Origin of the sequence: Frigoribacterium sp. NPDC087798 (genome assembly GCF_044742985.1) — a bacterium.
In the GTDB taxonomy this organism is placed as follows: domain Bacteria; phylum Actinomycetota; class Actinomycetes; order Actinomycetales; family Microbacteriaceae; genus Frigoribacterium.
In genome coordinates this window covers 555,376-569,429 of the sequence record NZ_JBIUVP010000001.1, presented here as the reverse complement: position 1 = coordinate 569,429, position 14,054 = coordinate 555,376, and the positions used below count along the sequence as shown (strand labels likewise).

At 73.3% G+C, this 14,054-nt stretch carries 16 protein-coding genes; 9 read left to right on the top strand and 7 right to left on the bottom strand.

What is annotated here, in order from left to right:
* The first annotated feature begins 60 nt into the window (after nt 1-60).
* The 6 genes from ACIOSR_RS02690 (at nt 61) to ACIOSR_RS02665 (ending at nt 4,751) form a co-directional block, all read left to right on the top strand.
* A complete protein-coding gene (locus ACIOSR_RS02690) occupies nt 61-1,257 on the top strand; it encodes an FAD-binding domain-containing protein (RefSeq protein ID WP_402751767.1) in 1,197 nt (398 codons plus the stop codon).
* Between the two features lie 79 nt (nt 1,258-1,336).
* Complete coding sequence (locus tag ACIOSR_RS02685) at nt 1,337-2,101, top strand: YqjF family protein (RefSeq protein ID WP_402751766.1); 765 nt, start codon at nt 1,337-1,339, stop codon at nt 2,099-2,101.
* Between the two features lie 34 nt (nt 2,102-2,135).
* On the top strand, nt 2,136-2,684 hold the full coding sequence (locus ACIOSR_RS02680; RefSeq protein ID WP_402751765.1) for a phosphoribosyltransferase: 549 nt from the start codon (nt 2,136-2,138) through the stop codon (nt 2,682-2,684).
* On the top strand, nt 2,681-3,424 hold the full coding sequence (locus tag ACIOSR_RS02675; protein ID WP_371740329.1) for a Type 1 glutamine amidotransferase-like domain-containing protein: 744 nt from the start codon (nt 2,681-2,683) through the stop codon (nt 3,422-3,424). The genes ACIOSR_RS02680 and ACIOSR_RS02675 overlap by 4 nt, the downstream gene beginning before the upstream one ends.
* Nucleotides 3,421-4,125: a uracil-DNA glycosylase gene (locus ACIOSR_RS02670; protein WP_173151017.1), complete on the top strand. Its 705-nt coding sequence runs from the start codon at nt 3,421-3,423 to the stop codon at nt 4,123-4,125. Before ACIOSR_RS02675 ends, ACIOSR_RS02670 begins: the two co-directional genes overlap by 4 nt.
* 32 nt (nt 4,126-4,157) lie before the next feature.
* Nucleotides 4,158-4,751, top strand: a complete 594-nt coding sequence (locus ACIOSR_RS02665; RefSeq protein WP_173151016.1) for a GNAT family N-acetyltransferase — start codon at nt 4,158-4,160, stop codon at nt 4,749-4,751.
* Nucleotides 4,752-4,754: 3 nt separating this feature from the next.
* Here the strand turns inward: ACIOSR_RS02665 and ACIOSR_RS02660 are convergent, their stop codons facing one another.
* Together ACIOSR_RS02660 and ACIOSR_RS02655 are read right to left on the bottom strand one after the other, a co-directional pair.
* Entirely contained in the window at nt 4,755-5,414 is a 660-nt protein-coding gene (locus tag ACIOSR_RS02660) for a TetR/AcrR family transcriptional regulator (protein ID WP_402751764.1), read from the bottom strand.
* Between the two features lie 4 nt (nt 5,415-5,418).
* Complete coding sequence (locus ACIOSR_RS02655; RefSeq protein ID WP_056045992.1) at nt 5,419-5,757, bottom strand: multidrug efflux SMR transporter; 339 nt, start codon at nt 5,755-5,757, stop codon at nt 5,419-5,421.
* Between the two features lie 121 nt (nt 5,758-5,878).
* Between ACIOSR_RS02655 and ACIOSR_RS02650 the strand changes: the two genes are divergently transcribed.
* Entirely contained in the window at nt 5,879-7,303 is a 1,425-nt protein-coding gene (locus tag ACIOSR_RS02650; RefSeq protein ID WP_402751763.1) for an amidase, read from the top strand.
* A gap of 30 nt (nt 7,304-7,333) precedes the next feature.
* Here the strand turns inward: ACIOSR_RS02650 and ACIOSR_RS02645 are convergent, their stop codons facing one another.
* The 5 genes from ACIOSR_RS02645 to ACIOSR_RS02625 are packed head-to-tail and all read right to left on the bottom strand — an operon-like array spanning nt 7,334 to nt 12,312.
* Nucleotides 7,334-8,140: an ABC transporter ATP-binding protein gene (locus tag ACIOSR_RS02645; protein WP_402751762.1), complete on the bottom strand. Its 807-nt coding sequence runs from the start codon at nt 8,138-8,140 to the stop codon at nt 7,334-7,336.
* Nucleotides 8,137-8,916, bottom strand: coding sequence for an ABC transporter ATP-binding protein (locus ACIOSR_RS02640; RefSeq protein ID WP_402751761.1), 780 nt, complete (start codon nt 8,914-8,916; stop codon nt 8,137-8,139). The genes ACIOSR_RS02645 and ACIOSR_RS02640 overlap by 4 nt, the downstream gene beginning before the upstream one ends.
* Complete coding sequence (locus ACIOSR_RS02635; RefSeq protein ID WP_402751760.1) at nt 8,913-9,866, bottom strand: ABC transporter permease; 954 nt, start codon at nt 9,864-9,866, stop codon at nt 8,913-8,915. Before ACIOSR_RS02635 ends, ACIOSR_RS02640 begins: the two co-directional genes overlap by 4 nt.
* Nucleotides 9,863-10,816, bottom strand: coding sequence for an ABC transporter permease (locus ACIOSR_RS02630; protein ID WP_402751759.1), 954 nt, complete (start codon nt 10,814-10,816; stop codon nt 9,863-9,865). The genes ACIOSR_RS02635 and ACIOSR_RS02630 overlap by 4 nt, the downstream gene beginning before the upstream one ends.
* Nucleotides 10,813-12,312, bottom strand: coding sequence for an ABC transporter substrate-binding protein (locus ACIOSR_RS02625; RefSeq protein ID WP_402751758.1), 1,500 nt, complete (start codon nt 12,310-12,312; stop codon nt 10,813-10,815). Before ACIOSR_RS02625 ends, ACIOSR_RS02630 begins: the two co-directional genes overlap by 4 nt.
* Before the next feature lie 285 nt (nt 12,313-12,597).
* Between ACIOSR_RS02625 and ACIOSR_RS02620 the strand changes: the two genes are divergently transcribed.
* Complete coding sequence (locus ACIOSR_RS02620; RefSeq protein ID WP_123570261.1) at nt 12,598-13,026, top strand: SIP domain-containing protein; 429 nt, start codon at nt 12,598-12,600, stop codon at nt 13,024-13,026.
* Between the two features lie 12 nt (nt 13,027-13,038).
* Nucleotides 13,039-13,995, top strand: coding sequence for a siderophore-interacting protein (locus ACIOSR_RS02615; RefSeq protein ID WP_056045971.1), 957 nt, complete (start codon nt 13,039-13,041; stop codon nt 13,993-13,995).
* Nucleotides 13,996-14,054 lie beyond the last annotated feature (59 nt).

Below are 14,054 nucleotides of genomic sequence, written 5' to 3'. Positions count from 1 at the left end.
TCTCCTGATCGCGACGGCGTTCCCCGTGCCCCCACGGGTCCGGGGTCGCAAGATGGACGTGTGATCGTCCCGACCAGAGTCGCCGGCCTCGAGGCCCTCGACGAGTTCCTGCCCCTCGCCGGCTCCGCCTACGCCCGTGACCGGAACCACGACCTCGGGGTCTCACGCCGCACCGTCTCGGGACTGTCGCCGTACCTCCGCCACCGTCTCGTGACGGAACGCGAGGTCGTCGGCGCGGTCCTCGAGCGTCACACGCTCGGTGCGGCGGAGACGTTCGTGCAGGAGGTGTTCTGGCGCACCTACTGGAAGGGCTGGCTGGAGCAGAACCCCGAGGTGTGGCGGCGGTACCGACGCGCCGTCGACCGCGCCGTCGACGCCGGCGTCCCCGCGGGGTACGACGAGGCGGTCGCCGGCCGCACCGGCATCGACGCGATGGACGCCTGGGTGCGCGAGCTCGTCGACACCGGGTACCTCCACAACCACGCGCGCATGTGGTTCGCCAGCGTCTGGATCTTCACCCTCGGCCTTCCGTGGCACCTGGGCGCCGACTTCTTCCTCCGCCACCTGCTCGACGGGGACGCGGCCTCGAACACCCTGTCCTGGCGCTGGGTGGCGGGCCTGCAGACCGCCGGCAAGACCTACCTCGCGACGGCCTCGAACATCTCGCGCTTCACCGACGGTCGGTTCTCGCCCGAGGGTCTCGCCACCACGGCCAGGGCCCTCGACGAGGAGCCGTTGCCGCCACGGACGCCCGTCGAGGCCGCCGACGTCGTCGGCTCCCCGGGTGGGCGGGTCGGGCTGCTGCTCCACGAGGAGGACCTCGAGCCCGAGAGCCTGCTCGCCGAACGCCCCGGTCTCGTCGCGCGGCTGTCGGCCGTGGCCGTCTCCGCCGACCCCGGAGGCCGGTCCCCACAGGGCGCCTCCGCCGCCGTCGTGGCCTTCACGACGGGCGCTCGGGACGACGCGGCGACACGGACGCGGGACGCCGACGGTCGGCCCGCCCGGACGCTCACCGACGCACGGCCCGCCGCCGTCGTCGAGTGGGCGCGGTCCGAGGGGCTCGACACGGTGGTGACGCCGTACGCCCCGGTCGGTCCCGTCCAGGAGCGACTGACGTCCGTGCGCGGAGCCCTCTCTGCCGAGGGGATCGACCTCGTCACCGTCCGGCGGCGGTGGGACGGCGAGGCGTGGCCGTCCGCCTCCCGGGGCTTCTTCCCGTTCCGCGGTCGCATCCCCGAACTCGTCCGCCTGCTCTGAGGCGGCCCGGGGAGGGCCGGGGGCGGCAGCTCGTCCGAGGCTGTGGACCGCCCAGGCGGTCGCCCGTACCGTGGGCCACATGGACCAGACCACGCCGGGGGCCGAAGCCGATCCGGTGTCCCGCACCGCACCTCCGTTGCTCCGCCCCGCGTTCATCCGACAGCACTGGGGCGGCCTGGCCTTCGCACACTGGCGGGTCGAGCCCGATCGCGTCGCCCCGCTGCTGCCGCCCGGCACGCGGCCCGACGTGTTCGACGGGTCGACCTGGGTCGGGCTCATCCCGTTCAAGCTGACGGGCAGCGCCTTCGGGCCGCTGCCCGCGGTGCCCTGGGCCGGGGACTTCCTCGAGACGAACGTGCGGCTGTACTCGGTCGACGCCCTGGGCCGACGCGGCGTGGTGTTCCGCACCCTCGAGGCGCAGCGCCTCGTCTCGGTGCTCGCGGCGAACGTCGGCCTCGGCCTGCCGTACCGGTGGGCGTCGATGCGCGAGTCCCGGGTCGACGGGGTCGTGACCTACCGCAGCACCCGGCTCGGGCCGGGGGCGAACCCGTCGTCGCGCCTGTCCGTCCGTCCCACCGACCAGGTGGTCGACGGCGACCCGCTCGCCGAGTTCCTCACCGCCCGCTGGGGCATGCACGTCGCCCGCGGCGGGCGCACCCGGTACTGGCCGAACCGGCACGACACCTGGTCGCTGCGCCGGGCCGAGCTGGTCGACCTCGACGACGAGCTCGTCGCCGACGGCGGCCTGCCGGGCGTCACCGACCGCGAGCCGGACTCGCTGCTGTGGTCCGACGGCGTCGACACGGTCTTCGCGCCTCCCGGGGGTGCCTGGGTCCCGGCGTGACGCGGGGAGCCCTACGCGCGTTACGGTTGTCGGCATGGTCACCCCACCCGACGACAGCCAGGCCGCCCCCGCACGACCCGAGGTCGAGGCTCCCGAGCGGGAGGTGCTGGGCTGGCTCGAGTTCGGTGAGGCCGCCCGCCACCTGGCCGCCGACGTCGTCCAGGCGGGGTTCACGCCCGACGTGATCGTCGCCGTCGCCCGCGGGGGGCTCGTGCTCGCCGGTGCCGTGGCCTATGCGCTCGACACCAAGATGTGCGGTTCCATCAACGTCGAGTTCTACACGGGCGTCGACGAGCGGCTGCCCGAGCCCGTGCTGCTGCCCCCGACCCTCGACGCCCCGTCGCTCGGGGGCAAGAAGGTCCTCGTCGTCGACGACGTGTCCGACTCGGGGCGCACCCTCGTGCTCGTGCGCGACCTGCTCGCCGAGGTGGCCTCCGAGGTCCGCACGGTCTGCCTCTACAGCAAGCCCCGCACCGTGCTCGAGCCCGACTTCGTCTGGAAGCGCACCGACCAGTGGATCACCTTCCCGTGGAGCGCACTGCCGCCCGTCACGCGTGAGGTCGGAGCGGGGGCGGGCGAGTGAGCATCCACCTGGTGGGCGGCGGCTGGTCGCCCGACGACACCGAGCTGTACGACCTCTTCGTCGCCGAGGCCGCCGTCCGCGGTGCCGCCGTCGGTCGGAGCGTGCCGCGCATCGCCGTGCTGATCGTCGTGGCCGACGACTCGCCGTCCGCCGAGTTCCGTGACGGCTACCCCGCCATGCTGGCCGCCGGGGGGCGCTGTGAGGCCCTGACCACCATCGTCTCCGCCGGGGACGAGTTCGACACCCGCGTGCTGAGCGACGTCGACGGCCTGCTGGTGGCGGGTGGGCTCACCCCCGCCTACCTCGACGCGGTCGCTCCGTTGATCGACCAGGTGCGCCTCCTGGTGGCCGACGGGCTGCCCTACCTCGGTTTCTCGGCCGGCGCCATGATCGCCGCGGACCGCGCCCTGCTCGGCGGCTGGTTGATCGGCGACGTCCCGGTCTGCCCCGAGGACGCGGCAGAAGACCTGGACGAGGTCACCCTCGCCGACGGACTCGGCCTCGTCGACCTCGCCATCGACGTGCACGCCGCCCAGTGGGGCACCCTGACCAGGCTCATCGCCGCCACCGAGGCGGGACTCGTCCGTGGTGGCGTCGCCATCGACGAGAACACCGCCCTGGTCGTCGGCGAGGGCGCCCTCGCGGTGCTCGGCACCGGCAGCGTCTGGCGGGTCGAACCGCAGCTCGACGACGACGGCGAGATCGTCGGCGTCTCGGTCGGCACGCTCGGGGTCGAGTGACCGTCGAGGCGCACGACCACCGTCGACCGCTCTCGGAGCAGATCGACCCCTCGTGGGCGACCGCGCTCGAACCCGTGGCCGACCGCATCACCGACATGGGCGAGTACCTGCGAGCCGAGGTGCGCGCGGGGCGCGGTTACCTGCCCGCCGGCGAGGACGTGCTGCGCGCCTTCCGACAGCCGCTCGACGAGGTGCGCGTCCTGATCGTCGGTCAGGACCCCTATCCGACGCCCGGCCACCCGATCGGGCTGTCGTTCGCCGTCGACCCGCACGTGCGCCCGGTGCCGCGCAGCCTCGCGAACATCTATCGCGAGCTGCACGACGACCTCGGCGTCCCCGTCGTCGAGCACGGTGACCTGACCTCGTGGTCGCGCCACGGCGTGCTGCTGCTCAACCGGGTGCTCACGGTGCGTCCGGGCGAGACGGCGTCGCACCGCGGCAAGGGCTGGGAACCGGTCACGCAGCGCGCGATCGAGGTGCTCGCGGCGCGGGGAGGGCCCCTCGTGGCCATCCTCTGGGGCCGTGACGCGTCGGCGCTCAAGCCGATGCTCGGCGACGTCCCCTCGATCGAGTCGCCGCACCCGAGCCCCCTGTCGGCGTCGCGCGGGTTCTTCGGCTCGCGGCCGTTCAGCCGGGCGAACGAGCTGCTCGTCGCCCAGGGCGGCGACCCCGTCGACTGGACGCTCCCGCCCGCCGCCTGACGGTCCCGCACCCGGCGTGGCAGAGTGATCCCGTGCTCGAAGAGGAATACCAGCCCCGGCGTCGGCTTCCCCGAGCCCTCCGGCCCCCGGCCCCGGTCGAGCCCGGCTTCACGTTCGAGATCCGACCCGCGACGCCCGCCGACCTGCCCTACGTCCAGGAGATCTACAACCACTACGTGGCGAACTCGTCCGTCACCTTCGACGAGGACGCGATGACCCTCGCCGAGTGGCGCCGCAAGTTCGCCTTCGTCACGACGCTCGGCATGCCGTTCCTCGTCGCGGTGAACCCGTCCGGCGAGGCCCTCGGCTATGCGCTCGCGACCCCGTGGGGCGGCAAGGCGGCCTACCGCTACACCGTCGAGAGCTCGATCTACCTGCGGGCCGCCTCGACCGGCAAGGGCCTCGGCCGTGCCCTGCTCGAGGCGCTCGTCGAGGCCTGCCGGGACGCGGGCATCCGCGAGATGATCGCGGTCATCGCCGACAAGAACGCCGAGGCGTCGATCGGCCTGCACGCGCGACTCGGCTTCACCGAGGTCGGTCGCATGGGCCGGGTCGGCTTCAAGTTCGGCCGCTGGCTCGGCACGATCACGATGCAGAAGTCGCTCAAGAAGCGTCGCCGCGCCTGAACCTCAGGGCAGCGGGCCGACGATCTCCCGCAATACCCGTTCGGTCGCGTCCACGGTGCCGGGCTCGCCGCGCCAGAGCATGCGGACGATCAGGCCGTCGACGGCGAGGGCCACGACGTCGAGCCGCTCGCTCGGCACGCCGGTCCGCCTCAGCACGTGCTCGAGCGACGAGTACCAGAGGTCCGCGTCCTCGCGCAGCGACTCGTCCCGCATGGCGGTGAAGAGCAGCTCGTACTGCGCCCGGGCCGACCCGCGCTCGGTGATCGCGTACCGGACGAGCGTCTCGGCCAGGTCCGCCGAGGAGGCGCGCTCGAGTCGGTCGAACGACCGCACCCAGTCCGTGGTCGCGTGGCGCAGCGCCGCCCGCAGCAGGTCGTCGCGTCCGGCGAAGTAGTACGTGGCCGCCGAGACCGGGACGCCGGCCGCGCGGGCCACCGCGCGGTGCGTCACGGCCGAGGGGCCGCCCGCCTCGAGGACGGCCAGGACGCCGTCGAGCAGGGCGCGCCTCCTGGTCTCGCCCTTCGGGGTCAGGGCCTGGCCACCGGGGCCGACGGACCGCTCGCCCGGCCCCGGGGCGACCGACGCCCGCGCGCCCGAGGTGTCCGGGGCAGGGGCGTCCGCGGCGTCCGGGGCTGGACGGTCACCCGACGTGGTGTCCGTCACGGGGTCAGGCCGCGGCCTCGTGGCGACCGCCGAGCTCGAGCATGGTGACGCCGCCGATGACGAGGACGATGCCGCCGAGCTGGACGAGGGTCAGGGGCTCCTTGAAGAAGATCCAGCTGATGAGGGCGACGAGGACGACGCCGACGCCGGCCCAGATCGCATAGGCGATGCCGAGCGGCACGCCCTTGCTCAGCGACTGCGAGAGCATCGCGAACGCGAAGACGTAGCCGACCACGACCGCCGCGTACTGCCACCACTTGGCGTCGGGGCCGCTGGTGACCTTGAGGAAGCTCGTGGCGAAGACCTCGCCGACGATGGCGAGCGCGAGGAAGAGGTAACCCATGACGGTGTCCTGTCGAGACGTGCGACGGTCCCGGAGGCGACCTGCGGCCGGGGGAGCACGAATGGGACAAATGTACCAGAAAGCGAGATCCGTGGTCGGAGCCGCGGCCTAGGCTCGACGGGTGTTCGAACTCCACCACCTGAGCGCCCACGAGCAGTGGGACTGGCTGCGTCGCGGCGAGGTCTCGCCCCGTGAGCTGACCACCCACTACCTGGAGCGCATCGCCCGCCTCGACGGCGACGTCGGCGCGTTCGTGACGGTGACCGGCGAGGCCGCCCTCGCGCGGGCCGACGCCCTGGCCGCCGGAGGCCCCTCGGTCGCGCCGCTCTGGGGGCTGCCCCTGGCCGACAAGGACCTCAGCGACCGCGCGGGCGTGCCGACCTGGTCGGGCTCGCGCCTCAGCAGGGGGCGGGTGCCCGAGACGTCGGCCGAGATCACCGAGGCGCTCGACGAGGCCGGCGCGATCAGCGTGGGCAAGACGGCCACGCCCGAGTACGGGTTGACCGCGTACACCGAGACGCTCGTGGGCCCTCCGACGCGCAACCCGTGGGCGCCCGAGACGGGCGCGGGCGGGTCGAGCGGCGGCGCCGCGGCCGCCGTCGCCGCGGGGTTGTTGCCCTTCGCGCCCGGGTCCGACGGCGGGGGCAGCATCCGCATCCCGGCCGCCGCCACGGGTCTCGTCGGGCTGAAGCCCTCCCGGGGACGCGTGCCGGCGCAGTCGGGTCTGACGAGCCTCGCGGGCCTGCCGGTCGGTGGAGCCCTGGCCCGGTCGGTGGCCGACGCCGCCCTGCTGCTCGACGCGATGGTGTCGCCCGACGGGCGCGAACCGCGCCACCACCAGGCCCTCTGGGCATCTCCGTCACCCGACGGCGCCTACCTCGGCACGGCCGTGCGGGGCGAGGGACGCTTCCAGGTCGCCGTCATGACGACGAGCCCGTGGGACGACGCGTTCGACGTCCGGGTCGACCCGCGCCTCCTGGGGGTCCTCGGCGAGACCGCCGACCTGCTCACGACGATGGGGCACGGCGTGGACGAGACCACCCTGCCGGCGTCCGACTACCCGGCGCTGTTCCGCACGATCTGGCAGGCGGGGGCGGCGGGCATCCCGGCCGAGACCGAGGCCGACCTGGCGCTGCTCGAGCCCGTCACCCGGTGGCTGGTCGAGCAGGGGCGACGCGTCACGGCGCGCGAGCTGTCGGCGGCGCTCGTCGGGCTCGCGTCGTTCGAGCGCGCCGTCGTCGAGCGGTTCTCGGCCTTCGACGCCGTCCTGACGCCGACCCTGGCGATGCTGCCCCGCCCGCTCGGCTGGTACGACGCCGAGGACGCCGAGCGCAACTTCGAGCAGCAGTGCCTGTACTCGCCGTTCACGTCGTTCGTCAACGTGGCCGGGCTGCCCGCGATCAGCCTCCCGGTGGGCGAGGTCGACGGCGTCCCCGCGGGCGTGCAGCTGATCGGGCGACCGGGGCGCGAGGACGTCCTGCTCGCGCTCGGCGCCCAGCTCGAGCGGCGGCTGCGGTGGCAGCGTCGGCACCCGCCGATGTGGTGAGCCGCGTGGGCACCGCTGACGAGCCGGGGCTCAGTCGAGCGTCGGCACCGAGTCGACCAGCGTCCGCGTGTAGTCGTGCCGCGGTCGACGCAGCACGTCGTCGGTGAGGCCCTGCTCGACGATGTGACCGTCTCGCAGCACGGCGACCCGGTCGGCGAGGTGCTGCACGAGTCCGATGTCGTGCGACACGAGCAGCAGCGACAGCCCGCGTTCGTCGCGCAGCTCGCGCAGCAGGTCGAGGATCTGCGCCCGCACGGTCACGTCGAGCGCACTCATCGGCTCGTCGCCGATCAGCAGCCGCGGCCGGTGCACGAGGGCCCGGGCCAGGGCGATGCGCTGCCGTTGGCCCCCGCTGAACTCATGGGGCCAGGCCTCGGCGTCGTGGGCCGAGAGGCCCACCCGTTCGAGCATCTCGGCCACCAGGCGGTCGTGGTCGCCCTCGACGCGCAGGGCGCGCAACGGCTCGGCCACGGTGTCGCCCACGCGCATGCGGGGGTCCAGCGAGGCGTAGGGGTCCTGCAGGACGATGCCCGTCTGCCGCCGCAGCCAGCGCAGGCGCGAGGCGCGGTCGGGGGCGACCGTGCGCCCGTCGAAGGTCACCGTGCCGGACGTCGCCCCGTCGAGGGCCAGCAGCAGGCGCACGAGCGTGGACTTGCCCGAGCCGGACTCGCCGATCAGCGCGACGCTCTCGCCGGCGGCGACCTCGAGGTCGGCGTCGACCAGGGCGTGGCGCACCGGGCCCGGTCGGAAGGGCGACCGGCGCGGCAGGGTGAAGGTGCGAGTGAGGCCCCGGGCGACGAGCAGAGGAGGCGCGGGTGCGGTGGTCGGGTCGCTCACGAGGCCCTCCAGGTCGTCGCCCTCGTGGCCTCGACGAGCCCGCGGGTGACCTCGTGCCCGGGGCGGTGCAGCAGCTGCTCGACGGGCCCCCGCTCGACGACGCGCCCGTGCGACAGCACCGCCGCGTGGTCGGTGATGCGCGAGAGCACGGCGAGGTCGTGCGTGACGAAGAGCAGCGACGTCCGCTGCTCGTCGACCAGGCGCTGGAAGAGCGCGAGCACCTCGGCCTGCGTGGTGACGTCCAGCGCGGTGGTCGGCTCGTCGGCGAGGACGAGCCCCGGCCTGTTGATCAGCGCCATGGCGATGCCGACGCGCTGCCGCTGACCACCCGAGAGCTGGTGCGGGTAGAGGTCCACGACGGTCTCGGGGTCGGGCAGGCCGACCTCGGCGGCCGCGGCCACCGCTCGCGAGCGGGCGTCCCGGCGACCGATGCTGCCGTGCAGGCGGAGGGGCTCGGCGATCTGTCGCCCGACGGTCACGACGGGGTCGAGGGCCGTGCGGGGGTCCTGGAAGACCGTGCCGACGACGCGGCCGCGCAGGCCGGCGAGGTCGCGCTCCGACGCCCCGAGCAGTTCGCGTCCGTCGAGCCGGATGCTGCCCGTCGCGCGGGCACCGTCGGGCAGGAGGCCGAGCACGGCCAGCGTCGTCATCGACTTGCCCGAACCGGACTCGCCGATCAGTCCGACCCGCGCACCGTCGGGCACGTCGAGGGAAAGGCCGTCGACGACGCGGCGGCCGCCGACGGTCACGGTGAGGTCGTCGATCACCAGGCTCACGAGACGACCCCCGGGGTGGTCGGGGTGCCTGCGGCGCCCGGGGCGGTGGCCCGCGGGGGAGTGGTGGACGGAGCCGGCGTCGTGGGGGAGCCCGGGGTGCCACGTCCCGTCCGCCGGGACCGCAACCGGGGATCGGAGGCGTCGCGCACGGCGTCGCCCAGCAGGTTGAGCGCCAGGACGGTCAGCGTGATGGCGAGCCCGGGCCAGACGACCGACCCCGGGTGCACGCCGATGAACTTCTGCAGGTCGCTCAGCAGACGCCCCCACGAGGCGGTGTCGGCCGGGGCACCGTAGCCGAGGAACGACAGTCCGGCCTCGGCGAGCACGCTCGTGGCCATCGACAGCGAGAGCTGGACGACGAAGACGGGCGCGATGTTCGGCAGCACGTGGCGACGCAGCACGGCCCCGGTGCCGAGCCCGTTCGCCCGGGCGGCGAGCACGTAGTCGGTCCGCGCCACCTGACGGATCTCGGACCGGCTGACCCGGGCGATCGTCACGCCGTAGCCGATCCCCACGGCGACGACCACGACGGTGAGGGACCCGCCGAACGCTGCCGCGAGGGCCATGGCGATCAGGAGCGTCGGGAACGCCACGAGCACGTCGATCAGCACGGCGACCGACTCGCGCACCCAGCGGGACGTCAACGAGCCGAGGGCGGCCAGCCCCACCCCCACCACGGTGGCGACCACGCCCGAGGCGACGGCGACCACGACCGTCGTGCCGGTCGCCGCGACGACGTAGCTGAAGATGTCGCGGCCGATCGAGTCGGTGCCGAAGGGGTGACCGAGCGAGGGCGTCAGCCAGGCCGAGTAGGGGTCGGTGTCGAAGGGGTCGAGCGGGGTCCAGAACCGGCTGACCACGGCGGACAGGACGATCAGGGTCAGCCAGCCGGCGCCGAACGCGCCCTGCGGTCGACGCAGCAGCTCGCGGACGAACGCGCCGCGCCTCATCGGTCGCCCTCGCGGAGGCGCGGGTCGAGCCGCCGGTGCACGACGTCGATCACGAGGCCGATGAACAGCACGAGCGTGGTCAGCGTCATCAGTTCACCCTGCACCTTGGTCAGGTCGCGGCGGCCGACGTCGGTCACCAGCATGCGGCCGAGCCCGGGCAGCGTGAACAACTGCTCGACGACGACGGCCGACACGATCAGGCCGGCCACCTGCAGGCCGAGGATCGACACGATGCTGAGCATCACGTTGGGCAGCCCGTGTCGCACGAGGGCGCGCGACCGGGTCATGCCGTTGGCGGCGGCCGTCCGCACGTAGTCCTGGTCCAGGGCCCCGAGCGCCGCCGACCGGGTGAAGCGCAACAACACGGCCCCCTCGACGATGCCGATGGTGAGGGCCGGCAGCACGAGCGAGCGCAAGGCCCGCCCGGGCTCGCTCCAGCCGTCGGCCGGGAACCCCTGCGTCGGCAGCAACCGCAGCGTCACGGCGAAGACGCCGATCAGCAGCATGCCCGCCCAGACGACCGGCACGGCCGCGAGCAGCTGGGCCCCGGTGCCGAGGACGACCCCGGAGGCGCGGCCACGGCGGAGCGCGCTCGTCACGCCGAGCGGGACGCCGATCAGCAATCCGAAGACCAGGGAGAGCCCCGCGAGGGGCAGGGTGACGGCCAGCTTGTCGAGCACCTCGTCGACCACCGGCGTCCCCGTGACGAGCGATTCGCCCAGGTCGAGCCTCAGCAGCCCGCCGGCCCAGTCGAGGTACTGCACGACGACGGGACGATCGAGGCCGAGCTGCTGACGGAGGGCGGCGACCTGCTCGGGTGAGCCGGTCGTGCCGGCGATCGTCTGGGCGACGTCGCCCGGCAGCAACCGCAGCGTCGCGAAGATCAGCACGCTGGCGACGACCAGCCCCCCGACGAAGAGGAGCAGGCGGCCGACGACGAAGCGGGTCACTCCGTCGTGGCCAGGTCAGCCAGGTCGAGGCGGGTCGTGGTCGAGCTCGTCGGGAACCCGGTGACGCCGTCGTGGATCGCCGTCAGCGTCGTGGCCGTGTAGAGCCATTCGGCCGGTGCGTCCTCCGAGACGATCGTCGCCGCCTCGGCGAGCTTCTCGTCGGCCACCTCCGGGTCGGTCGCCGCGATCGACTCGGCGTAGAGCTGTTGCACGGGGGCGCTGTCGTAGCCCCAGTAGTAGTCCGGGTTCGCCCAGTTCGCGAAGTCGTGCGTCTCGGCGTGGTTGACCATGCTGAGCTCGAAGTCCTTGTTCACGTAGACGTCGTCGAGCCAGGTGCTGAAGTCGACCTGCTGCACCGTCAACGTGACGCCGACCGCCTTGAGTTGCGTCGTCAGCACGTCGCCGATGGCGGCCGGGTAGACGTTGGGGTACTCGAGGGTGAGTGAGAGGTCACCGTCGTGACCGGCCTCGGCCAGCAGGTCCTTCGCCTCGTCGGGGTCGTAGGAGTCGACGCTCGTGAGGTCCTCGTAGCCGGGGTCGAGCTCGGGGATCGGGCCCCCCTGGTCCACCGCCGACCCGCCGACGGCGGCGATCAGGGCATCGTTGTCGATCGCGAGGCGCAGGGCTTTGCGGACCTTCGCGTCGGTGAAGGGGGCGACGGCGTTGTTGAACGCGAGGGTGTACTTGTCGGTCGTCTTGCCCTTCTCGAGGGTGATGCCGTCCACGCCGTCGAGCTGGGTCGACAGGGTCGCGTCGACCGCGGTCTGCACGTCGACGTCACCCGAGATCGAGGCGTTGATCGCCGCGGACGGGTCGGTCACGTAGCGGAAGGTCACGCCCGCGACCTTCGCCGGGGTGCCCCAGTAGTCGTCGAAGCGCCCGAGCTGCAGGTTGTCGCCCTGTCGCCAGCTCGTCAGCTCGAAGGGGCCGGTGCCGTTCGCCGTCGTCGAGAGGTCGTTCGTCGCGGACTCCTGCAGCACGAGGCCCGCGCGACCGGTGAGGTCGAACAGCAGGGACGAGTCGGGTCGCGAGAGCGTCAGCACGACGGTGTCGGCGGCGGGCGCCGTGATGGTCGAGACCGCGGCGAGGTCGGAATGGCTCGCGAGCGAGGCGTCGTCCTTGACCTGGGACAGCGACCAGACGACGTCGTCGGCCGTCATCGTGGCCCCGTCGTGGAAGGTCACGCCGTCGTGCAGCGTGAACGTGTAGGTCAGGCCGTCGTCGCTGACCGTGTGGCTCGCGGCCAACACGTCGCGGATCTCGTTGTCCTGCGTGCGGCCGACGAGGCCCTGGTAGACGTTGTCGATCAGCACCTGGTCGAGCGCGATGCCGGCCGTGGTGCGGATGTCGAGGTCGCTCGGCTCGAGCACGAGGCCGACCGTGACGGTCGCGTCGGGGTCGGGGGTGCCCGACCCGTCGGGGGACGAGGCGGACGAGCAACCCGTCGCGAGCAGCAACAGCGCGGCGACGGCGGCGGAGAGGGGGAGGGTGCGCACCTGGTGGGGCCTTCCGGGGATGGCCGTGGCGGATCGTCCACGGCGACGAGGGACCGGGGGCGCGGGAGAGCCCCTCGGTCGTTCGGCGGGGGAGTCCCGGTCGCTGCTGAACCGGTCCACGCGATCCGTCACCGTGTTGCTGTCGGACACGGCACGGCCCCTTGCGCCGGGCGTCGCTGACGGACTCCCGAACCCGTCAGAACTTACCATCACGGCAGCGAGGTCGCTGTCAATCGAGAGACCCGTGTGGCGGATGAGGCAAGCCTTACCTATATTGAAGGGGTCATGCTCCTCGTAGACCAGAACCCGCCCCTGCCGCACGACGCCCTGCGCGTCCTGTTCGCCGCCGACGCGACCTCGATCCCCGTCCTGCGAGAGATGCTCTCGGTCCTTCCGATCTGCGCGAGGGGCCAGGTGTTCGTCGAGGTCGAGAGCGCTGCCGACGTCGTGCCGCTCGCCTCGCCGGGTCGCGTCACGGTCACCTGGCTCGCGCGGGACCGCCGCTCGGGCGTGCCCGGCACCGGCACCGCCTGCGCCCCCGGCCAGGCCCTCGAGCGGGCGGTCCGTGCGTGGCTCGGCGAGATGTACGTCGAACCCGAGACCGTCGCGACGGGTGACCACGTCGTCTGGATCGGCGGCCCGCCCTCGTTCGCCTACGACCTGCGGCACGACCTGCACCAGCTCTTCCACGTCGGCACCCCCGCCGCGGCCTGACCGGCTCCCTCGATGACGATCACGTCCCCGGGTACGTCCACGTCCGCCGCCACCGTCGAGCGACCGGCGAAGCCGGCCCACCGCCCCTACCGCGTCCGGGTCGCGGCCGTGCGTCGCCTCGCTCCGTCGTTCGTGCGCATCACGTTCACCGGTGACGACCTGGGCGACTTCGGCGTCGACGGCCTCGACCAGCGCATCAAGGTCGTCCTGCCCCTCGAGGCCACCGGCTACGACACGTTCCCGACCGACGACTGGTACGCCTCGTGGCGCGCCCTGCCGCCCGAGCAGCAGAACGCCTTCCGCACCTACACGGCCCGGGCCGCCCGCCCCGAGAGGCGCGAGGTCGACGTCGACTTCGTCTGCCACGGCGACACCGGCCCCGCCTCGGCCTGGGCCGGGCGCGCACGCGTCGGTGACGAGCTCATGCTCATCGGGCCCGACGCGACGAGCGGCGTCACCGGCAGCGGCGTCGAGTGGTCACCGGGTGACGCGCGCACCGTGCTGCTGGCCGGCGACGAGACGGCGGCCCCGGCCATCTGCTCCATCGTCGAGGCCCTGCCGGTCGACGCCCGGGGGTGCGTCTTCATCGAGATCCCGACCGCGGCCGACGAGCTCGACCTCGTCGCGCCTCCCGGGGTCGACGTCCACTGGCTGCCGAGGCGAGACGCCACGTCCGGTCACGGCGAGGCCCTGGTGGTCGCCGTCCGCCGCTGGACCGCCCGCTACGTGACCGCCTGGCACCACGGCGTCGAGGTGAGCGAGGTCGACATCGAGCACGACATCCTCTGGGACGTCCCGCAGGGCGACGATCCGCGCGGCACCGCCGTCAGCTCCGACCTGTACGCCTGGTTCGCCGGCGAGGCGGGGGCGATCAAGACGCTCCGACGCTTCCTCGTCAGCGAGGTCGGCATCGACCGGCGCCAGGTCGCCTTCATGGGCTACTGGCGGGTCGGCAAGTCCGAGTCCTGAGGCGAGGCCCTCGACGACGAAGGAGGCGCGACCACGTCGGTCGCGCCTCCTTCGTCTCG